Origin of the sequence: Gloeomargarita sp. SKYB120 (genome assembly GCA_025062155.1) — a bacterium.
Taxonomy (GTDB): Bacteria; Cyanobacteriota; Cyanobacteriia; order Gloeomargaritales; family Gloeomargaritaceae; genus Gloeomargarita.
The window spans coordinates 139,751-160,664 of record JANXAM010000003.1 but is presented as its reverse complement, the minus strand read 5'-3'; the positions used below and the strand labels follow the sequence as shown (position 1 = coordinate 160,664).

Below are 20,914 nucleotides of genomic sequence, written 5' to 3'. Positions count from 1 at the left end.
AAGTAAATGGTTCCATCACACGCCCTGATGGGTAAGCCGCCATCATGCTAATTCGTTCTCCACGATTAAACTCTCTCCTTATTCATCAATATCCCGGTAATCTACGCCAGATTGGTCCATCTAGACCACCTGATTTAGCGGTATCTGCTCGATTGACTCACAGTAAGCCTGTCGCTCTTAGAAATACGTTTTTTTTGTGGTTATAGCCTATCTTTTGCAGGGCCTTAACTCACACCGAAGTGAGCGGCCATCTCCCGTTAATCCACAAACTGCTGGAATGCTTCTAGGTCTTTCAGCTTATGACGATGGCCTTTTTGATAGCCTTCCTTGGGGTGAACATTTCCTGTTTCTGACCCTTGTCTGAGCCAGCGCTGTACCGTTCGATAGCTGACCTTTAGGAACTGACTGACTTCCATGATAGTGGCGCCATTCAAGATAGCTTCTAGTTATATGGTCTGGGCATTTTCTCACTCCCTAGCAACACGTTCATTATATGACAACCTTAAAAAGCTTAGCTGTAGCTATTGATCAGCGTGAGTCAATTTGGCCTCAGTTTAGGGGCCTTTCTGCGAGGGAAAACCCGTCACATTACGCCTGCACCCACTGTCTTTTTAGGCATGGTTGTCGCTGTACTTTTACAGATTCTTTTCAGTCAATGGCCGGTCGTGAATACTTTGTTTACCACAGCACCCCTGTTAGGTGAGAACCGGTTGATTTGTCTACTGCCAATGCTCCCCATGTTGCCGGTGGCCTGGGCCGCCAACGCCCTTGACTAACATTGACTAAACCCCAGATTTACGTCCCCGCTGGAGCTAAGTGAGCAACCAGGGGAATGTGGGGATAGTCATCAGCCGCAACCTGCTCTTGAATAGCTTTCAACATCACATCCCGCAGCGGCCATTGATGCGTTTCTATCAAATGCACGAGCAGTTCCGCTGCGTAATCCCAGTAGCCTTTGACGTCCATGATGCAAGCGAGTTTGAAAATGTGATCGGGCGTGCGCCATTGGTCTGGAGTCTCTGGAGCTAATAAATCTCGCACATAGACCGCATCGCCCCAGAGTTTTTGGCCTCGGTAGCTATCCGTGCGACTGGTCACCGGCAGCAACCGTCGTGTCACCCCCGGGTGCAGTCCCAGATCCATCAGCATGAACCCTTGCTGACGCAAGAAGGTATCAATATCCGCAAACAGGGGCTGGCCAATGTACAGCGGTGAAAAATTCACTTCGATTTCCAGCGCCAGCAGGCTGTGATTCACCACGTTCGGCGCCCCTCGCAGCACATCCAGGTCCGCCCCCTGCACGTCCACGCGCAGGTAATCCAACCCCGGAATCCCCTGCTCCTGGCAGAAGGCATCCAACGTGGTCGTCTCGACCTCCACTGTGGCCACTCCCCGCATTACCTCCAGTCGAAACCGCTCCAGAAACGGTTCGTTGGGGGGATACAGGGACGAACACGCGGGGTGTTCGGTGATATAGAGGGTTTGCGTCCCACAGCGGTCGCTCAGCACGAGGGGCACATGGGTTTCTTGCCAGGTAACCCCTTTTTCGGCAGCGGCGGCGTTGGCCTCGTCACAGGCATCGGGGTCGGCGTCAAACCCGTAAACCTGTAAATTCGGTACAAAAATCCCCCAGCCACTTTTTTCCCAGTCGTCCGCATCCCAAAGGGGCCGCGACCCCACATGACCAACCCGCACCCACAGGTTATCTAAAAAACCTGCCTGCTTGAGCCAAGGGGTAAAAAACGCAGGCATTGCTTGTGATTCCTCGACTTTCCGCTCTTATCGTAGCATGAAACCGGACTTACAACTGCTATTCCCACCGCGCCAGTTGTGTCCCTAGAATTACCTTGCCCTTGTTCTTGACATTTCTTTGCTGCTTGTGGCTAGATAGCGGAAGTGGTCATGGTTGCTCCCTATCATCTAGGGGTAGAAGTGGTGTGTGAGGAGTTGGTTCGTTCCTGACTTGCTATGCAGCCATCGCCGGAAGCGCATCACCCCCTATCCCGCCGTCAGTTGCTTAAGCTGTTCGGGGTCGGAGGATTGGGGACGCTAGTGGGATACTCCCGCTTTGTCAAACCTCAGCCCACCGTCTGGCAGCCGGACCCGCCGACGTTGCCCTGGCGGTTAACCCAACCCCGGCGCGTGACCGTGATCGGTGGAGGGCTGGCTGGTCTGGCCTGCGCCTATGAATTGAGCCGGCGGGGGTTTCAGGTGACGCTGTTGGAACGGGCGCCCCAGTTGGGGGGCAAAATTGCTAGCTGGCCGGTGAAAGTCAACGGCGTTACGTTGCAGATGGAGCACGGCTTCCACGGCTTTTTCCCCCAGTACTACAATCTCAACCAACTGGTGCGGGAACTGGGGTGCGATGACCACTTCGTGTTTCTGGACTCCTACGCAGTGGTCTACCGGCATGGGTACGCAGCCGAGGTGTTTCGCCCCCGTCGCTCGGCGTTTCCCTGGAACATTGTGGACCTGGCGGTGGCTTCCCCAAACCGCTGGCGCTGGGGCTTGAATTTGGCCAGCCCGGCCCACTGGGCGGTGTTTCGAGAAATTACCGGCTTTGACCCGGTGGGGAGCTACCAGCGCCTGGACCATCTCTCGGTGCTGGAATGGGCGGGGGACGACTTCCCACGTGGGTTGTTTGACCTGTACTTTTTACCCTTTGCCAAATCCAGCCTGAACGCTCCCGACGTGCTCAGCGCTGGTGAACTCATGCAGTTTTTCCACTTCTATTTCTTTGGCAATCCCGAGGGCTTGGCGTTTCGAGGCACTCGCCAGGATATGCGCCGCTCCCTGGTTGAACCGATTGCCGCGCGGATTCGGGCCAACGGCGGAACCATCAAAACGGGGGTCACGGTGACGGCACTGCACTGGCGCGATGGGGAAATTGCAGGGTTAACCGTGCAGTCGGGGGGTCAAGGTGGCACGGCGCCTTTTTGGGTCACCGCCAACCCTGTGTTGCCCCCTGGGTTTTACGGGGCGGGAGATGCGGTCTATCGGGTGCAGGGGAAGGATGCCCTGTGTCTCACTTGTCCCCACCAGGGCTGTACGGTGCAGGTCCAACCGGACGGAAGTTATCGCTGTCCCTGTCACGGGGCGGAATTTACCGCCCAAGGGGAGGTCGTCAAAGGCCCGGCGACGCGCAACCTCCGTAAATTCACCGTCCTGGCCCAGTCCGACCAGGGGGTGCAACTGGTAGCGTCCCAGGCATCCCCAGCGGCGGAGGAATTTCTCCAGTCCGAGGACTATGTTCTGGCCACCGACGTTCCAGGGGCGCAGCAAATCCTCCGCTTGAGCCAAGGAGACCCCCATCCCGACGTGGTGCGCCAGATTGAAGGGTTAGCGGTGGCCGACCCCTTCGCGGTGGTGCGCTTTTGGCTCGACCGGGATTTCGAGTGGCCCTATAGCTACTTCACGTCCCTGTCGGGCTACCGCCTGACCGACAGCATCACCCTGTACCACCGGATTCAGGACGACTACAAAGCTTGGGCGCAAGCGACCGGCGGGAGCGTGGTGGAGTTGCACGCCTACTGCTACAAGGAAAAGGACTTCCCGACCCAGGAAGCGCTTCTGACCACCTTTGAGCAGGAATTGTACGAGATTGTGCCGGCGCTGCGGGGCGCGACCATCCTCCACCGGGAACTGGTGAATCAAAAGAATTTCTCCGGTTTTCCCCCAGGCAGCTACGCCAACCGGCCTACAAGCGCGACCCCTGTCCCCAACCTGTTTTTTGCCGGCGATTGGGTGAAGATGCCTTTTCCCTGCGCCCTGATGGAACGGGCCGTCAGCAGTGGGTTTTTAGCCGCCAACGAAATCCTGCACCGCCAGGGCCTGCAACGGCGACCCTTGTACTCAGTCCACCCGCGCGGCTGGCTGGCTAATTTAACCCTAACTTAACCCCTTGTCGGCAGCACGCTTTATCGTTCACGGGCCGGTGGGATGCGGTCATACCTCTTTGTTGCTCCTGCCCTTGGAAACAGCAGCAGACATATAGAAATTGCTCTTCCCCAAGTCAAACGTCAGATAAACCCCTAGTCTCGCAATACACAATTGACCCTGAAAAACTGTTAGTATAGCCGAGCTGCTTTAGTTTGTCAGGGAGATACTAGGAGAACCCAAGGCGGGGCTGGGCCCTGCGACTCCAAAACTGACAAGCAGAGATGGCTTAGCTATAAAAATACAATTTTATCCGTTGGATAACAACAGTAATGTCCTGACAATGACCTAAAAATCGGGGGTGAGATTAACGTTGGATTAAGCGGGTTTACGAGTCGGTCTTTCTTGGGTGCTCGGTGGCTTTACGGATGACAATCGCTGGGGTGACCGCCTAATATGAAGAAGGACTAAGCAATGGGTTGCATCACTAACGCGGGCATGGGTGGTTGTCCAACAAATTCTTTAGTCCAGGGTTCGTTTCTCCAGTTTCAAGGAATTTTTTATGTCGTCTGAGCAAGCAGAGTTGGCAACCCATCTGTGTCTGAATGAACAGGGAATCATTGTGACGGTACAAAACCCCCAGGCTGCGTCGTACCTGGGCAGTCTACAGGATGTAGTCGGTCAACCGTGGTGGCAGTTTCTTTACCCCGCCGACCTGACCGAGGCGATGGACTTGTGGCACCAGGTGTTGGCCCATCCCCGCACGGACATAGCCTGGCAAGGGTGCTGGCGCAGTGCGCAGGATCACTGTCCGTGGGTGCGTTTGACGTTTACCAATCAATTAGCTGAACCCAGTGTCCGCGCCGTCGTCGTGAGGGTGCAACTGCTGGAATGGCGGCCCTGTCCCGATGTTGAGGCGACCCACGTGCAAGGCCAAGCGTATGACCTGGAGCTGGCGCTGGCTCGGCGCGAGTTTGTTTTGCACTACCAGCCGGTGGTGGCGTTGAACACAGGGGCCACGGTTGGTTTTGAAGCATTGGTGCGCTGGCAACATCCCCAGTTTGGGTTGCTCCAGCCGGCGGCGTTTCTACCCCTGGCGGAAGCGTGTGGGTTGAACATCCCTTTGGGCCGGTGGGTGCTCCAGCAGGCGCTCCACCAGTTGCAGCAATGGCAGGCTCAGTTCCCCCAGATGGGTCCGCTGCGGATGCACGTGAATGTGTCACCGTCGCAATTGACCCATCAACACTTCGTAACGGATGTGCTCAAGGCGGTGCAAGGAGCGGGGGTGCAGCCAGAACAACTGGTTTTGGAAATCACCGAAAGCAGCGGGCTGGGGACGGTCGCCAGTCTAGAGCGCAACTTGGTCCAGTTACAGGAATTCGGCGTGGCCATCGGGTTGGATGATTTTGGCATGGGGTATTCATCCCTGGGGCGACTACACGACCTGGCGATTCAATACCTGAAAATTGACCGCTGTTTTTTGGCTAGCATGAGTCGCCGAGCGCAGATTATCGTAGGGGCAATCGTGAACCTGGGGGTCAATCTCGGCATGACCGTGGTAGCTGAAGGTGTGGAGCGAGGCGTGCAACGCCTGTTTCTGCAACGGCTGGGCTGTCACTTGGCGCAAGGGTACCTGTTTTCTGAACCCCTACCGGCCAACCAAATTCCCAACTATCTTAGTTCGGCACGGGTTTAGCAGCGTCCCCCACCTTCAGGCCCCGGCCGCTCAAGATGCGACCAACGGCGGAAACCGCATCCACTTCCGTCAACTGCACCCGTCCCACCGGTTGAGTGTCCCTGCGCAGAACCTTGCCCGTTTGGGGGTCCTTGATTTCCTTGACCACCCGTTCCACCGACATCACCATGCCGGGGCGCAGGCCGTCTTTGGCTCCCTTGTTCAATACCACCCGTCCAGGGGACACATCCGCCACGATGGCAATCACATCCGGGAGCAAGGGAGGAAGCGCCGCTAAAGTTGGCTCCAAACGGACAATTCCTTCTGTCAACTGGGCTACCGCCTGTTCTGCCGCCGCTGCTAGCAGTTGGTCCGCCGCATCGGTAAAGTTCTCGCCGCCAATGCCGTAAACGGTCGCGCCACCGCTGCTCTGTTCTGCTGTGCCAGTCCCTTCGGCGACGCCTAGAATTTCACCGGTACTGGTATTGACAATCCGGGCCGAGAGTTTTACATCCGCCTTCTGGCGCTGGCTGGCGGTGCTAATGCCAAAAAAGCCGATGTTGATATGCGAGCGGGATTCTTGCACATTGAATTGCGTAATGGAACCGATAATGACCGCATCCGCCCCGAGCAGCCGACCAATCTGCGCCGCCGTTGCCGGTTCTATACGTCCCGCAGCCCCCAGATTCTGCTCCGCCAGGATTTGGTTGATCCGGCTGCGCTCCACCATAATGAACGCGCCGCTCTGGGCCAGCCGGTTGGTTAGTAAATCGCTGACGCCTTTGGCCGGACCTACAGCACCATACAGCCCTAAACCCGTCAAGCCCGTGCTGGCGAACTCAAAATCTAAAACAGCCAACCGCTTTTTGGTCTGGACCTGGATTTGCTCAACGCCGATGCCCTGTGCCGTGACCACTTGAGGGGTAACGAAATACACACTCCCACTTAACAGGCACAGCACTGCCACCGTTCGTAGCCCTGCTGTCATCTCCCCACTCCGCTGCCAACACTTGCCCAAAACTTTAGCACGTTTTCATCTGGCGTGAAACCTTCCAAGGCGTGCCCCTATAATTGGGGTAGAGTTCCCATGTCGGCTGGCTGAGGAGGCCTGTGATGCGGCGGTGGAGACGCTGGCTAGCTATTGCCCTCGTGATGTGGGTTCTGATGGGTTTGCCAGCGCATGCCGAAGACTACAACAAACGGATGCTGGTGGGAGCTGATTTTTCCGGTCGCAATTTAACTGATTCCAGCTTTGTCAAGGCCCTGTTGCGCCAGGCCAATTTTGCCGGGGCTGATTTGCGGGGCGTGAGCTTTTTTGGGGCCAATTTAGACCGGGCCAATTTTGAGGGCGCCAATCTCACCGGTGCGACGCTGGATATGGCACTGATGACCCACGCCAATCTGAAAAACGCCATCCTTCGGGACGCCTACGCCTACCTCACCAACTTCACCGATGCCGACATCACCGGAGCCGATTTTACAGGCGCTGTGCTGCGGCGGGATGCCCAGATGCAGTTGTGTGAGCGGGCCAGCGGGGTAAATCCTGTGACGGGTGTGGCCACGCGGGAGAGCTTGGGCTGTCGTTAACCCACAGGTCTTCGGTTTCCACCACACCAACCTGGGGATGCACCCACACATAGCTCACGCGCTGGACGGCGGTGGCGCTCAAGGTCACCAGGCCAAAATGATGCAGGCCATCCCGAATTCGGGGCACCACAGCGGCGTTGAAGTAAACTGTGCCCTGGGCATCCTGGTGAACCATCCGGCGCTGGCCCAGATTCCCCCGTAACTGCCGGTGCATGTGGCCAAACACCACCAGGGGAATCGGTATCCCCTCGCCTCGAGCGGTGTGTAACGCCGCCGCCAGATCCGGGTCGCCAAAATCGCCCCCCACGGGTGCCCAGTCACGACCACAGGGGTCACAGGGTTGACCGCCCAAACCTGCCGGGCCATTGTGGTTGAGCAAGATGACCCGCGATGACGCAGCTTGCCGGATAGCCTGGAGAATGCGCGCCTGAGAAGACTCCCAGCCATCAACCCCGAAATATTGCTGGTAAAATGGCCCCCATTGCCACTCTGACCCGCCCCAGCTACAGGGCCGCCCACCTACCACCGTGAGGTCCAAAGCAGGAAATTCCTGGTGCCGGTATCCCACATGGCAATCCCCTAAGAGGTCCAGTTGCTGCTGAAACCAATCCTCCCGGCTGTGGTCGTAAGGGCATTTGCGCCGTCCCCAGTCCGTTGCCGTGTACCAGGCGTCGTGATTCCCTAAAACCACTGCTTTCGGCCAGGGCAAGGCTGCGACTTGCTGCACCACCTCCACCGCCTCGTTGCCGAAATCCCCCACAAATAACACCAAATCCACTTGCAGATGGCGGAGCGCTAGGGCGTCAGCGGCCTGCCACTGTTGATGCACATCCCCCACCACCGCCAAGCGCACCACGGTCAATCCGGCTGTCTCAATGGAAACGTAAAGGTACCGCTGCGGGTGCCACCCTCGGGATTGTGCAACTGCAAAAACAAGCGCAGGTTGTTGAAGGAAGTGCCCCACAGGGTTACCGGCTCGTCGTAGCCCTTGAGAGTAGTGGTGTAGGGGGCAAAAAACTCCCGCGCCTGGTCCATGTCCTGGATGTAACTGAACGTGCTTTGCCCCATCGCCAGGTCGAGTCCTAACGTGCGGGTAGCCGACTCCAAGCGAAAGGCCGCATTCACCGTATCCCCCAGCGCTGTGTATTCGGGGCGTTCGCCGCTGCCGCTGTTGCCCACCATCGCATAGCCCGTATTGAGCCCAACCCCGACGCGCAACGGGCCTGGCAAGGGATGTTGGTAGTGCAAATTCGCCGTGGTCTTGTCAATCGCCCAGACCGTGCGCAGTATCCGCAGCATATCGTTTTGGGACGGGCCTTGGGCGCTGTGAATCCAGACGGCCATCACCGCATCGCCAATGTACTTGTCCACCCGCGAGCCAAAGCGCTGGATGATTTCCCCCACCTGCCGGAACCAGGACCCAAGCGCCTGGGCCAGAAGCGCCTCATCCAACTGCCGCGCCAAAAGACTGTACTCGCGGATGTCCACCACTAGCACCGAAATCAAACAGCGCACGTGCAGGACCTCCGTGGTGTGTTCACCCGCGTCGCTTCCCTTGGACTTAGGGGGCACTGTCGTCGGGGGCACCGAATGGCGCACGTGGAACACAATTTTGGTCTCGCCCAGGGTTAACTGGTCCCCGTCCTGCAAAGCCACGGGAATACTCACCCGCCGTCCTCGCAAAAACGAGCCGTTGCGGCTGCCGAAATCAATAAAGTAGTACTCGCCCGTATCCAGGCGCTGGATCATGGCGTGGTGACGGGACACCCACCGGTCCGCCAATACGATCCCGTTGCGGTCTGCCCGCCCAATGCTCCAAGTATTGCCGCCAACCAAAGGAATGTACTGCTCGCCCGTGGGGGTGGTGACCAGTAGATACGCCGTGGAAGTGTTCACATTGCCCATCCATCGGGGAACAACGGCCCTCACGTTCAGTTTAGCCCAAGAGAATTGTGGTTCACTAGATGGACAGTGGCCTAGAGAGGTGGTCCGTATGCTGTGGCTGCTCACCGCTCCCCCGCTCCCATCTTGGTGGCAAGCAATCGTGCTGGGGCTGATCCAGGGCGTCACCGAGTTTTTGCCCATTAGCAGCATCGCCCACCTGCGAATCCTGCCGGCGTTTTTGGGCTGGCCGGATTTTGGAGTGTCTTTTAGCGCCGTGATCCAACTGGGGAGCCTGGCGGCGCTGCTGTGGTACTTCCGGCAAGACCTGGCCCACGTCGGACGGGGGTTTGTCCTGGCGGTGCGCAAGGGCCAGTGGCAATCCCAACCGGCGCGGGTGCTGCTGAGCCTGGTTGTGGGTACCCTACCCCTGCTTATTGCGGGCACAGTGGTGAAAGTCACGGTAGGGTCGCCCCCCCGTGGTTTGCCTGTGATTGCGGGTGCGTTGATTAGTGTAGGGCTGCTGCTGGGTTGGGCAGAACGGGTGGGCCGGCGCAATCGGGGCATGGACGCTCTCCGGGTCAGCGATGGGTTTTGGGTGGGGTGCGCCCAGGCGTTTGCCCTGATCCCAGGCGTATCCCGTTCGGGCGCAACGCTCGTCGGAGGACTGCTCATCGGTCTGGAGCGGGAAGCTGCCGCGCGCTTTTCCTTTCTTCTGAGCGTTCCAGCTTTGTTGTTGGCGGGCGTGGTCGAGTTTTTGACCGAGATTGAATTAAGCCGCGCCAGCCTGAGCAGCGTGTTTTGGGGGACGGTTTCCGCATTCGGGTTTTCCTACCTGGCGATTGATTTTTTGCTCAAGTATCTGCAACGCCACAGCACCGGCATTTTCATCGTGTATCGGCTGGTGTTGGGGGTAGTGCTACTGGTGGGCTGGGGTCTGGGCGTCTTGCGCTGAGCCACCGCACCGCGCTGACCAGGTCGGGTTGGATGCTGTCCGGCTGATAGCGCTGCAGGGTCGCCGCATCCCGAATGCCGCAGGTCACCGCCACCACCGGAATCCCGTGGGTTTGGGCGGCGATAATGTCCGCTTCCGTATCCCCCACCATCCCTACGGGACCACTAGGGGCAATGGCCGCTAAGGCGCGGGCCAGCACTAGCGGTTTGTCCAGGTGGTCGGCGGTTTTGACAAAGTCATCGGCAACGCAGTAGCAGCGCGAGAAGGGCAACAGCGATTCCAGGGCAAATTGCCGCAGGGCAAAGGTCAGTTCCCGCACCCGCCGCATAGTAATCACGTACACGTCAATGCCCTGTGGCTCCAGCGACGCTAGCACCTCGCGCACCCCAGGCTGCAACCGGTCCAGCTCAAAGTAGGGAAAGGTATGCACCGTCTCCTGGCGGCACTGGGAGAACTGGCGCGCCTGTTCAGGCGTCAACCCAGAGCGGATACCGATGTCCGTTTCGGAAACCTTGGCCCGTTTCAACCCCCAAAACGTGGCTTTATCCAGGTAGGTCAGGGTCGCCTCGGGGAACTGCTGCTGCATTTTTTGCAGGCACACCTGATAGACCTGGTAGTAGCGCTCCGAAACGTCCACAATCGGGCCGTCAAAATCCGTCAGCAGGGTCAGCCGGCTCATGGCACCTGGAAAACGTCGCAGGTCAATTTTACAATGAGAAACAGACCGCAAAAGTATGTAGAAATGGACTTTTTGGACGTCTTTGATGTCATTGTGGTGGGGGCCGGTCATGCCGGCTGTGAAGCGGCTCTAGCTAGCGCGCGGTTGGGCTGCCGGACGCTACTGTTGACCTTGAATTTGGACCGGATTGCCTGGCAACCTTGTAATCCGGCGGTGGGGGGGCCGGCCAAGTCCCAGTTGGTGCATGAAGTGGACGCCCTCGGCGGGGAAATCGGCAAGATTACAGACCGGACCTACCTGCAAAAACGCCTGCTCAACAGCTCGCGCGGACCGGCGGTGTGGGCCTTGCGCGCCCAGACAGACAAGCGGGAGTACAGCCGTGTGATGCGCCAAGTGGTGGAAAACCAGCCCAACCTGTGGGTGCGCGAGGGGATGGTCACGGATTTGCTCCTGGGGCCCAACGACGAGATTCAAGGGGTGACCACTTACTTTGGGGTCCGTTTTGGGGCCAAGGCGGTCATTTTGACCACCGGCACGTTTCTTGGAGGCCGCATCTGGGTGGGGAACCGCTCGATGGCCGCCGGACGCGCGGGGGAATTCGCCGCCGAAGGATTGACCGACTGTTTGCGCCGCCTGGGGTTTGAGGTGGGCCGCTTGAAGACGGGCACACCGGCGCGGGTGGACCGACGCACCGTGGACTACAGCCGCTTGGAACCCCAGCCGGGCGACCCTGAAGTGCGCTGGTTTAGTTTTGACCCCGAAGTGTGGCAGGAGCGGGAGCAAATGGCCTGCTATCTCACCCGCACCACACCGGAGACCCACCGGCTCATCCGGGAAAACTTGCACCTGACGCCAGTCTACGGGGGCTGGGTGGAGGCCAAAGGGCCGCGCTATTGTCCCAGCATCGAGGACAAAATCGTGCGGTTTGCCGACAAGGAATCCCACCAAATCTTTCTGGAGCCAGAGGGGCGGGACATCCCCGAACTCTACGTGCAGGGGTTTTCCACCGGGCTGCCAGAGCACCTGCAACTGGCCCTGCTGCGCACCCTGCCGGGCCTGGAAAACTGCGTGATGCTGCGCCCCGCCTATGCGGTGGAGTACGACTACGTGCCAGCGACCCAGTGCGCTCCCACCTTGATGACCAAGAAGGTCCAGGGGCTGTTTTGCGCGGGCCAAATCAACGGCACCACTGGGTACGAGGAGGCCGCTGCCCAGGGCATTGTCGCTGGGATTAACGCCGCCCGCTATGTCCAGGGCAAAGAGATGGTCATCTTCCCCCGCGAGCAGAGCTACATCGGCACCCTGATTGACGACCTGTGTACGCGGGACTTGCGGGAACCCTACCGGATGCTCACCTCCCGTTCCGAGTACCGGTTGCACCTGCGTTCCGACAACGCCGACGAGCGGTTGACCCCCTTGGGGCGAGAAATTGGGTTGATTGACGACCGGCGCTGGCAGATTTACCTGGACAAGCAGCGGCAGATTACGGCAGAGCAAGAGCGGTTGCAGCAGGTGCGCCTCAAACCCCACGACCCGGCAGCAGCGCCCATTCTGGCGATGGGAGAATCCTTGCGCACCGCAGTCACCCTGGCGGAGTTGTTGACCCGACCGGGGATTCACTACCAAAACCTGGTGGAGTGGGGTTTGGGCCGGGCGGATTTACCGCGCGCAGTGCAGGAAAGTGTTGAGATTCGTCTCAAGTACGCTGGTTACCTGCAGCGCCAGAGTCAGCAGATTGAGCAAATGCAGAAATTGGCCCACCGGCGCCTGCCTGAAGATATTGACTACTACCGCATTCCTACGCTATCAATGGAGGCGCGGGAGAAATTGAGTCATGTTCGCCCTCTCACCCTTGGTCAAGCCGCCCGCATCGGGGGTGTAAATCCCGCTGATATTCAGGCCCTGCTAGTTTACTTAGAGCTGCATCACCGCCTATCTGCATGAAGGAATGAAGGACTTCCTACCCGAAGAGTCGTGGGAAGCGCAGGCGGACGCCCTAGTGGAGGAGGTGTTTGCCCAACTGGAGACGCCATTGCCGCCGGAGCGTCGTTTGCCCCCGACCCGTGAGTCGTTTGCCATTGCGCCCGTTTCCCGTGAACCGGGGCCTATGGTTGTCTTGACCTATCGGCCACAGCCGCCCCAGCCGGTGGAACCGATTTTGACGGCGGCCTTTGTGGAGACGCCTGAGCAGCGGGAGTGGCCCTGGTGGCTCTGGCTGGGCCTTGGGCTGGTTGTGATGCTGGGCGCCTGGAGCTGGCAACGGCACTGGCACGCGCGACCGATAGTGACCCAGCCGGAACCGGCCCACACCGAATTCATTGCCTATTTGGACAGGGCGTTGGACCATATTCCGGAAGCGCCGCCGTCTCCAGCGCCAAAGCCTGCGCCTAAGGTGCGTTCGCTACCGCCGCCACCGCCGCCGGTGACGGTAGCACCCCTTCCTCAACCACCCGTTGCTCTGCGAACACCGAGTGCACCGAGCTTGCCCAGGTCCCCTGTAAGTCCAGTGGTGAGTCCTTCTCCTAGTCCAACGCCAGAACGTCCAACCATGACGCTAGTTGGTCTGTTGCAGATGGGGCCCCAATCCACGGCCTTGTTCCAGATAGGAGACACCACACAGAATGTAACCATTGGCGGCCTGGTGGGTGCAACGGGTTGGCGACTGCAGGAGGTGCGGGAACGGGAGGTAGTGCTGGTCAAAGGGAATCAAAACCGCGTCCTCCTGGTGGGACAGACTCTCAGCGATTGAGTCGGTGGGTACAATAAAGCTAACGAACCGGAGACGACTATGCCGGACTGGTGGCAGCAGCTTAACGGCTTGATTGTAGAAACCCTGCTGGAGTGGGAGTCGCATGCCCAAGCATGGGCAGAGCAGTGGGAGGCATGGGACAACCAACTGGAGGAGATGTTGTGGGAGTGGGAAACTCCCCTAGCCGAAGCAGCGACTTGGCTGGAGGAAATCTTGGTGCAACCCCTTGCCCGCACCTTGGAACCTCTAGTGATGGAGCAACCCGCCTGTGTAGGCTGCAAGCACTACCACGGCCAAGTCTATAACGGCCAGATTCTGGTGTGTGCGATGCATCCCTACGGCGTGGAAGGCACAAGCTGTCCTGATTGGGAAGGGTTTTGGTCTTGAAACTCTCAACCCAGGTAGTGTTTGCTTGAATTGGAAGGTTACATCATGGTAAGTGAAAAAGTCAGGATGATTCTCCTAGCTAAGTCTGATCTAGCTAGGGAAGAAATAGAAGCTTTGTCAGAAGCTGAGGCCTGGAAGCTCGTCTATTCAATATCCAAACCTAAAAGCAGTAGAACCAAGGATAATCGTTCCAAAATATACTTTAGAAGAACTCTCTAGAATTGCAGAAAGCCATAATTTCAAAGTGGTCTCATCTGTTACAAAGGACCTAAATTTTTTGTGCTGTGGTGAAAATGCTGGGCCGAAAAAAAGTTGAACAAGCCAAGTTACAGGGTGTACCACTTCTAGACGAATCTCAGTTTTTTGAACTGATTGAAACTGGTAAGATGCCAAGCTATGAAGCCTTCCATGGCATCAGTAGGGAAAGTCAAGCCCCGTAGCAATGATTTGTCAATTTTCGTTGACCCTGCACCCATATAGCCTAGTCATCCCCTGCGTTGTAGGGTGAAACTCATCCTTAGTTTTCCCGTTCTCTCTCTGACAAAAAAGCAGCTTAGCTCTATCATAAAGTCGTGGGGTAGGGTTCATTCCGTAATATGGATGGCTAGGCTAGTGTTTGTCCTTATCGGCCTGGCGCTGCTAGGAGTGGGTTTGTGGAATGCTCACCGCACTTGGCAATTTCTGCAAGGCGCAGTCAAAACCAGGGGCGAGGTGGTAGACATAGAACGGCGCTGGTCCCGACGAACTGAAGACATCGATGACCGCCGTCGTGCAAGCAGATACTCCTATTCGCTGAGCTATTATCCAGTTGTGGAGTACAGCTTGCCGAATGGTCGTCGAGTGCGATTTACAGCTAAGGTTGGCTCCGACCCGCCCCGTTATCGCCTGGGCCAGATAGTGGAAGTACTCTACAACCCGAACGACCCTTTCGATGCCCGCATCGATAACTTTCTGGAGCTGTGGCTTGGGCCGTTGTTTTGGGGCGGATTTGGCCTGTTCTTCCTGGTGATGGGTCTAGTGGCTCCTGTGAGGTCGGGGCGATGAGCTTACTATAGCTAAAAACAGTCAGTTTGTCTCAGACAGACAGGAATTAGGGTTGGCAGCTCAGGGATTTCAGCCGTCACTCATGTCAAACATTCTGTGCTTAGCTATAGACATGAACACCCTGATTCCTTAAACTTAAACCCATTCTCATCACTGCTCCGTCATGTGGGAAATCCTCACCGCACCCCTGCAATTTCAATTCATGCAAAGGGCGCTAGTCATGGGCGTGCTCACCGGCGGTTTGTGCCCACTGGTGGGTGCGTTTTTGGTCGTCCAACGCATGGCTCTGCTTGCCGATGTCATGGCCCATGCGGTGTTGCCTGGTGTAGCATTTTCGCTGGCTTTGGGGATTGATGCGCTCTGGGGCGCCCTGGTCTCAGGATTGCTCAGCACGGGGGTGATCCACTGGCTCCAACACCAGACCCGCATGAAGGTCGATGGAGCAATGGCGTTCACTTTTGCCAGTTTTTTTGCCCTGGGAATTTTACTCATTAGCTGGTTGCGCCCCAGCCAAGATTTGGAACATCTTTTGTTCGGCAATTTGTTGAGTGTGACGGGTCAGGATATTGTCAAAACCTTCATCGTTGCAGCGGTCATTAGTGTTTTGCTCGTGCGCTTTTATCAACCGTTGTTGTTTCTCACCTTTGACCCAGTCGGAGCCCAGGCCCTAGGATTGCCGGTGCGATGGTTGCGCTGGGGACTGCTGGTAGGCGTGACGTTGACCATCATCGTCAGTATGCAGGCGGTGGGCGTGATTTTGGTGATGGCATTGATGGTTGGACCGGCGCTGGTGGGCTACGTCCTGGCGAACGATTTGCAGGGCATGATGGCTATTGGCGCAGGCGTGGGTGTGCTCAGTAGCACGGTAGGCGTCTACAGCAGTTATTACTTGAACTTGCCGCCAGGGCCGTTGATTGTGCTAGCGAATACGGTGTTGCTGGTGCTGGCGGTGCTGGGACAACGGTGGCGCTGGCGTAAGATGGAAAAAGACGAGACGACCGACGCCCCATGCAACGTATCGCCACCGTAGCGCGACAAACCCAGGAAACCCAGGTGCAGGTGACCTGGAATCTGGACGGGCAAGGGCAATGCCAGGCGGATACGGGGATTCCGTTTCTGGACCACATGTTGCACCAGTTGGCGGCGCACGGACTGTTTGACCTGACGGTGCAGGCCAAGGGGGATTTACACATTGACGACCACCACACGAATGAAGATGTGGGTATTACCCTGGGACAGGCGCTGGCGCAGGCGTTGGGAGATAAAAAAGGCATTCACCGGTTTGGGCATTTTCTGGCGCCGTTGGATGAAGCGTTGATCCAAGTGGCGTTGGACTGCTCGGGGCGGCCCCACTTGAGCTACGGGTTGCATATCCCCACCCAGCGCGTTGGCGCCTACGACACCCAACTGGTGCGGGAGTTTTTTGTGGCGTTGGTCAATCACAGCGCCATCACCTTGCACATCCGGCAACTAGCGGGCATCAACTCCCACCACATCATTGAAGCCACGTTTAAGGCGTTTGCGCGGGCGCTGCGGCAGGCGGTAGATTACGACCCGCGACGGATGGGGCAAATTCCCAGTTCCAAAGGTTCCCTGTGCGGCTAAGCGACATCGGCGAAGCGGGATTATTGCAGCGGTTGCACGCCTTTTGCCCAGCGGAAATTATTGGCGATGATGCGGCCTGGTTTTGCCCACCGGCTGGCAAGGAACTGGTCATCACGACGGATGTGCTGGTCGAAGGGGTGCATTTTAGCAGCAGTCCCCTGAGTCCATTGCCAGTGCTCACCATGTCAGCAACCGATGTGGGCTGGCGGTCGGTGGCGGCTAACTATTCCGACCTGGCGGCGATGGGCGCCCAACCCCTAGGGATCACCGTCGGGCTGGGATTGCCGCCTGCGTTGCCAGTCGCCTGGGTGGACGAACTCTACGCAGGGATGCGCGAAATCCTGCAGACTTACGGCGGTGTGATTTGGGGCGGCGATGTCGTGCGCTCACCAGTGGTTTCCGTCAGCATTACCGCAGTCGGTTGGCTGGACAATGTACGCATCCAACGTTCGACAGCCCAGGTGGGGGATTGGCTGGTGGCAACAGGCTACCACGGCCTATCGCGGGCGGGTTTAGAGATGATTCAAAACGGCATTGATGCGCCAGAAATTGCCCCGCTCGTCGCAGCGCACCGGCGGCCTCAGCCCCGCTTGGATGTCGTGACAGCGCTACGGGAACTAGGGATTCGACGGGCCGCTGGGATGGACACCAGTGATGGGTTGGCCGATGCGGTCTGGCAAATCTGTCGCGCTAGTCAAGTCGGGGCGAAATTGGGCACCGATATTCCTGTGCATCCGTTGTTGGAAAAATGCTTTCCCCAGCAGGCCGAAGCCTGGCTGTGGTACGGCGGTGAAGATTTTGAACTGGTGTTGGCGTTAGCGCCGGATGTAGCGCAGCAGTTGATGGAACGATTGGGACCGCCGGCCCATTACTTGGGGGAAATCGTCGCGGGTGACCAGGTGTGGTGGGGAGAAAAACCACTCGAACCGACAGGGGGGTTTCAGCATTTTCAGAGTTCATCACCCGCTAGGCAGCAAGACTTAAGAAACGGTTAAGGCTCCCCTATCACCCTGCCCAGTGCTCTATCCTGGAACTAATAATGAGTATTATTAGCGATAAGTGCTGGTGACCAATGGCACTGCATTGGCGAGAGCGATGGAGGCAATGGCGAAATCAAGGTCGTTCCCAGGCGATCAATACTGGGTTTACCTATCACAACGACCCTACGGCTGAAGCCCCGTTAGACAAGAATCTCTCGCAAACATTAGCAGACATGCCCCTAGGCGAACGGGTGCAGATTCAGGGCCTACCGGGGCCATCTCAGGCCAAGCTGCTAAGCATGGGATTAGTGCCGGGGGTTGTGGTGGAAATCGCTAGTCGTTTGCCATCGGGGTCAGTAGTGGTGGCGCTGGATGGGCAACGGTTGGGGCTAGGGGCAGAACTAGCGCAACAAATAGCAGTTGTACCCTATGCAGGGAGCGGAAAACCGATGAAACTGCGGGAGGCAACGGTGGGAGCGCGCTTGCGGGTGGTGGGATACGCACCAGCGGCGGGGGATTACAAGCGCAAGCTGCTGGCAATGGGGTTAACGCCGGGGACGGTTTTGGAAGTGAAACGCCATGCGCCCCTGGGAGACCCCACAGAAATTCTGGTGCGAGGATTTGCCCTGAGCCTGCGTAAGGGGGAAGCAGATGCCCTGGTAGTGGAGCCGGTGTAGCGATGGCAACAATTGCCTTGGTGGGGAATCCCAACTGCGGAAAAACCACGGTGTTTAACGCCCTGACCGGAGCGCGGCAGCGAGTCGGCAACTGGCCGGGGGTAACGGTTGAACGCAAAGAAGGGACCTATCACTTTGGTGGGCGCACGGTGACGGTGGTAGATTTGCCGGGGATTTATTCCCTAGATGTGACCGACACCACCATCGGGTTGGATGAACAGATCGCCCGCAATTATCTGCTCTCGGGAGAGGCCCAACTGGTGGTGAACATTCTGGATGCCGCGAACTTGGAGCGCAATTTGTACTTAACCACCCAGCTTCTGGAGATGGGCGTACCCCTGGTGCTGGCTCTAAACATGATGGATGTGGCGCGGCGGCGACAGTTGCAAATTGATGTGCAGCAGTTGAGTCACTTACTAGGGTGTCCGGTCGTGCCCCTGTGTGCCCATCGCGGCCAGGGGATTCCCCTGTTGAAACAGGTCATTGATTATGGGCTAGTCCATCCCGAACTGCCCAACGCTCAGGTGACTTATCCCCCCGATATTCAACGCGCGCTGCAAGACCTACTGCCCCAGCTAGGAGAAAACGCCCGGCGCTGGCACGCGCTACATTTGTTGCAATTTGGGGCGGGGGATGGATGGACCGTGCCGGTTCACGAGGCGCTGGCGCGCTGGCAATCACAACTGCGGCAAACGCTGGCTGATGACCTGGATTTAATCATTGCCGATGCCCGCTACGAGTGGATTCGCCAGGTGGTGGAACAGGCGGTGAGCCGTGCCGGGGTGGTGCATCAAACCGTTTCCGATGCGATAGACCGCTGGGTGCTGAATCGCTGGCTGGGCATTCCCCTTTTCCTGACCATCATGTACGTAATGTTTTGGTTTTCCATCAATGTGGGGGGCGCATTTATTGATTTCTTTGACCAAGCTGTGGGAGCTGTGTTTGTAGAGGGAGTGGCCCATATTTTGGAGTCCTGGCAAGCGCCGGGGTGGTTGATTGGTTTACTCGCCGATGGGGTGGGCGGCGGGATTCAAACGACATCCACCTTTATTCCCCAAATTGGGTTGCTGTTTGTGTACCTGGCCATCCTGGAGGACTCAGGTTACATGGCGCGGGCGGCGTTTGTCATGGACCGGATCATGCGCTGGATTGGCCTGCCGGGCAAGGCGTTTGTCCCCATGTTGGTGGGGTTTGGCTGCAACATTCCAGGAATCATGGCGACGCGGACGCTGGAGAATGCTCAGGACCGGTTGCTAGCGGCGTTGATTAACCACTTCATGTCCTGCGGGGCGCGTTTACCCGTCTATGCCCTGATCTGCGCCGCCTTTTTCCCCCGCAACGCTCAAAATGTGGTGTTTGTGATGTACAGCCTGGGGATTGGGGCGGCGATTTTTACTGCGCTGTTGCTCAAGAAAACGCTGTTACCTGGGCCGGTGACGCCGTTTGTGCTGGAGTTGCCCCCGTATCATGTGCCGTCGCTGACCGGGGTCTTGTTGCGGGCGTGGGAACGGCTCAAGGCGTTTATCTGGCGGGCGGGACGGATGATTGTGCTGATGGTGATAATTCTGGGCCTGCTGAATTCGGTGGGGGTGGATGGCTCCTTCGGGAAACAAAACCGGCCCGATTCACTGCTAGCAGCCATTGGCCGGGGGATTACACCGGTCTTTACCCCCATGGGCATCCAGGCAGAAAACTGGCCGGCGACGGTGGGCATTTTCACCGGCATGTTTGCCAAGGAAGTCATGGTGGGGACCATGGACAATCTCTACACCCAACTGGCGCAAGCGGAAGCAGGTGAACCAGCAGAACCCGAAGAACCGTTCAATTTGCTGGCGAAACTCCAGGCGGCGGTGGCGACCATTCCTGCCAATCTCTCTGAAGTTGGGAAACAACTACTTGACCCGCTGGGCTTGGGGATTCTGGCCGATACAGAAAACCCAGAGGCGGCGGCTGAGGCTCAGGAAGTTCACGCCACCACTTTCGGTCAAATGGCGTTGCGATTTGGGACACCGGTTGCGGCGTTTGCCTTTCTGCTGTTTGTGCTGTTTTATTTCCCCTGCGTATCGGCCACCGCCTCGGTCTATCGGGAAACCAACCTGGGCTGGACGGTTTTTATTGCTCTGTGGACAACGGGGCTGGCGTACTGGACAGCGACGGGCTACTACCAACTGATGACCTGGAGGCAACATCCCCTGTTTTCCACTCTATGGCTAGGAGGTTTGGCGCTGGTGTTCATCGCTGTGCTATGGGGAATGGCGAGAGCAGGGCGGCGGCGCTGGCGAACACAGATGCGGTTTGGGAGCGGATGACCAATGTTACAGCGGATTCAGACCCTTTTGCAACGCCATAGCCCGATGACCCTGGCGGTTTTGGCGCAAAAATTAGGAAGCGACCCCGACACCGTGCGACCGATGGTCGAGTTACTGGCGCGCAAAGGGCGGGTGCGCATTGAGAAGCGTTCTGGGTGCGGCGGCTGTTTTGCCTGTCGCCCAGAAGAATTGGAAACTTACACTTATATCGCTCAGGAGAACAATAACCCGGCATTTGAACGAGTAAATCAACTTTGAATCCTGTTGAGTGCTGTTGCAGCACTACGTTGCATAGCTATAGCTAAGCTGCTTTAGTTTGTCAGGGGACAAGGGAGAAAACCCAAAGGCGGGGCCGTGCTCTGGGACCCAAGGGCTGACAACCATAGATGGCTCGGCTATAGGCTGCTTTATAGCCAAGCCACTTTAGCTTGCCAGAGGGATAATCGCTGCGCCTTGCGACCCAAAAGCTGATAACCATAGATGGCCCAGCTATAAAACCCATGTTGAAGT

Annotated in this window: 21 protein-coding genes; 15 read left to right on the top strand and 6 right to left on the bottom strand. The window is 57.7% G+C overall.

The annotated features are described in order from the left end of the window. Positions 1-257: 257 nt before the first annotated feature. Positions 258-434, bottom strand: a complete 177-nt coding sequence (locus NZ705_02605; protein ID MCS7291850.1) for a helix-turn-helix domain-containing protein — start codon at positions 432-434, stop codon at positions 258-260. A 99-nt stretch (positions 435-533) separates the two neighbouring features. Between NZ705_02605 and NZ705_02600 the strand changes: the two genes are divergently transcribed. Beyond that, positions 534-776, top strand: a complete 243-nt coding sequence (locus NZ705_02600; GenBank protein ID MCS7291849.1) for a cation transporting ATPase C-terminal domain-containing protein — start codon at positions 534-536, stop codon at positions 774-776. Positions 777-795: 19 nt separating this feature from the next. Here NZ705_02600 and NZ705_02595 read toward each other — a convergent pair whose 3' ends face one another. Next, positions 796-1,752 (bottom strand): FkbM family methyltransferase, encoded by a 957-nt coding sequence (locus NZ705_02595; protein ID MCS7291848.1) that lies wholly within the window; start codon positions 1,750-1,752, stop codon positions 796-798. 216 nt (positions 1,753-1,968) lie between these two features. Here NZ705_02595 and NZ705_02590 point away from each other — a divergent pair, with 216 nt between their 5' ends. Next, a complete protein-coding gene (locus tag NZ705_02590) occupies positions 1,969-3,897 on the top strand; it encodes an FAD-dependent oxidoreductase (GenBank protein ID MCS7291847.1) in 1,929 nt (642 codons plus the stop codon). Between the two features lie 541 nt (positions 3,898-4,438). Beyond that, positions 4,439-5,572: an EAL domain-containing protein gene (locus tag NZ705_02585; GenBank protein ID MCS7291846.1), complete on the top strand. Its 1,134-nt coding sequence runs from the start codon at positions 4,439-4,441 to the stop codon at positions 5,570-5,572. On the opposite strand, the gene NZ705_02580 is transcribed toward NZ705_02585, so the two are convergent. Beyond that, positions 5,553-6,539 carry a CsgG/HfaB family protein gene (locus NZ705_02580; GenBank protein ID MCS7291845.1) on the bottom strand — a complete coding sequence of 329 codons (987 nt, stop codon included), beginning with the start codon at positions 6,537-6,539 and terminating at the stop codon, positions 5,553-5,555. The genes NZ705_02585 and NZ705_02580 overlap by 20 nt on opposite strands. 125 nt (positions 6,540-6,664) lie before the next feature. Between NZ705_02580 and NZ705_02575 the strand changes: the two genes are divergently transcribed. Next, complete coding sequence (locus tag NZ705_02575; GenBank protein ID MCS7291844.1) at positions 6,665-7,138, top strand: pentapeptide repeat-containing protein; 474 nt, start codon at positions 6,665-6,667, stop codon at positions 7,136-7,138. On the opposite strand, the gene NZ705_02570 is transcribed toward NZ705_02575, so the two are convergent. Both NZ705_02570 and NZ705_02565 read right to left on the bottom strand, forming a co-directional pair. Further along, positions 7,029-7,994: a TIGR04168 family protein gene (locus NZ705_02570; protein ID MCS7291843.1), complete on the bottom strand. Its 966-nt coding sequence runs from the start codon at positions 7,992-7,994 to the stop codon at positions 7,029-7,031. The genes NZ705_02575 and NZ705_02570 overlap by 110 nt on opposite strands. 2 nt (positions 7,995-7,996) lie before the next feature. After that, positions 7,997-9,043 carry an adenylate/guanylate cyclase domain-containing protein gene (locus tag NZ705_02565; GenBank protein MCS7291842.1) on the bottom strand — a complete coding sequence of 349 codons (1,047 nt, stop codon included), beginning with the start codon at positions 9,041-9,043 and terminating at the stop codon, positions 7,997-7,999. 88 nt (positions 9,044-9,131) lie between these two features. Between NZ705_02565 and NZ705_02560 the strand changes: the two genes are divergently transcribed. Next, entirely contained in the window at positions 9,132-9,974 is an 843-nt protein-coding gene (locus NZ705_02560; GenBank protein MCS7291841.1) for an undecaprenyl-diphosphate phosphatase, read from the top strand. Here NZ705_02560 and NZ705_02555 read toward each other — a convergent pair. Further along, on the bottom strand, positions 9,907-10,653 hold the full coding sequence (locus NZ705_02555; GenBank protein ID MCS7291840.1) for an HAD family hydrolase: 747 nt from the start codon (positions 10,651-10,653) through the stop codon (positions 9,907-9,909). The two genes, NZ705_02560 and NZ705_02555, sit on opposite strands and share 68 nt — an antisense overlap. A 63-nt stretch (positions 10,654-10,716) precedes the next feature. Here NZ705_02555 and mnmG point away from each other — a divergent pair, with 63 nt between their 5' ends. The 10 genes from mnmG (at position 10,717) to NZ705_02505 (ending at position 20,662) form a co-directional block, all read left to right on the top strand. Beyond that, positions 10,717-12,597: a tRNA uridine-5-carboxymethylaminomethyl(34) synthesis enzyme MnmG gene (gene mnmG / locus NZ705_02550; protein MCS7291839.1), complete on the top strand. Its 1,881-nt coding sequence runs from the start codon at positions 10,717-10,719 to the stop codon at positions 12,595-12,597. 4 nt (positions 12,598-12,601) lie between these two features. Continuing rightward, positions 12,602-13,402 carry a hypothetical protein gene (locus NZ705_02545; protein MCS7291838.1) on the top strand — a complete coding sequence of 267 codons (801 nt, stop codon included), beginning with the start codon at positions 12,602-12,604 and terminating at the stop codon, positions 13,400-13,402. 39 nt (positions 13,403-13,441) lie between these two features. Continuing rightward, positions 13,442-13,789 carry a hypothetical protein gene (locus tag NZ705_02540; GenBank protein MCS7291837.1) on the top strand — a complete coding sequence of 116 codons (348 nt, stop codon included), beginning with the start codon at positions 13,442-13,444 and terminating at the stop codon, positions 13,787-13,789. A gap of 600 nt (positions 13,790-14,389) precedes the next feature. Further along, entirely contained in the window at positions 14,390-14,833 is a 444-nt protein-coding gene (locus tag NZ705_02535) for a DUF3592 domain-containing protein (GenBank protein MCS7291836.1), read from the top strand. A gap of 163 nt (positions 14,834-14,996) precedes the next feature. Further along, positions 14,997-15,863, top strand: a complete 867-nt coding sequence (locus NZ705_02530; GenBank protein MCS7291835.1) for a metal ABC transporter permease — start codon at positions 14,997-14,999, stop codon at positions 15,861-15,863. Further along, complete coding sequence (gene hisB, locus NZ705_02525) at positions 15,842-16,438, top strand: imidazoleglycerol-phosphate dehydratase HisB (protein ID MCS7291834.1); 597 nt, start codon at positions 15,842-15,844, stop codon at positions 16,436-16,438. Before NZ705_02530 ends, hisB begins: the two co-directional genes overlap by 22 nt. Further along, a complete protein-coding gene (gene thiL / locus NZ705_02520) occupies positions 16,429-17,433 on the top strand; it encodes a thiamine-phosphate kinase (protein MCS7291833.1) in 1,005 nt (334 codons plus the stop codon). The genes hisB and thiL overlap by 10 nt, the downstream gene beginning before the upstream one ends. Positions 17,434-17,510: 77 nt before the next feature. Next, complete coding sequence (locus NZ705_02515) at positions 17,511-18,095, top strand: ferrous iron transport protein A (GenBank protein ID MCS7291832.1); 585 nt, start codon at positions 17,511-17,513, stop codon at positions 18,093-18,095. A 2-nt stretch (positions 18,096-18,097) separates the two neighbouring features. Next, on the top strand, positions 18,098-20,404 hold the full coding sequence (gene feoB, locus NZ705_02510) for a Fe(2+) transporter permease subunit FeoB (protein MCS7291831.1): 2,307 nt from the start codon (positions 18,098-18,100) through the stop codon (positions 20,402-20,404). Positions 20,405-20,407: 3 nt separating this feature from the next. After that, the gene (locus NZ705_02505) at positions 20,408-20,662 is read left to right on the top strand and encodes a FeoC-like transcriptional regulator (GenBank protein ID MCS7291830.1); all 255 of its coding nucleotides are present in this window, start codon (positions 20,408-20,410) and stop codon (positions 20,660-20,662) included. Positions 20,663-20,914 lie beyond the last annotated feature (252 nt).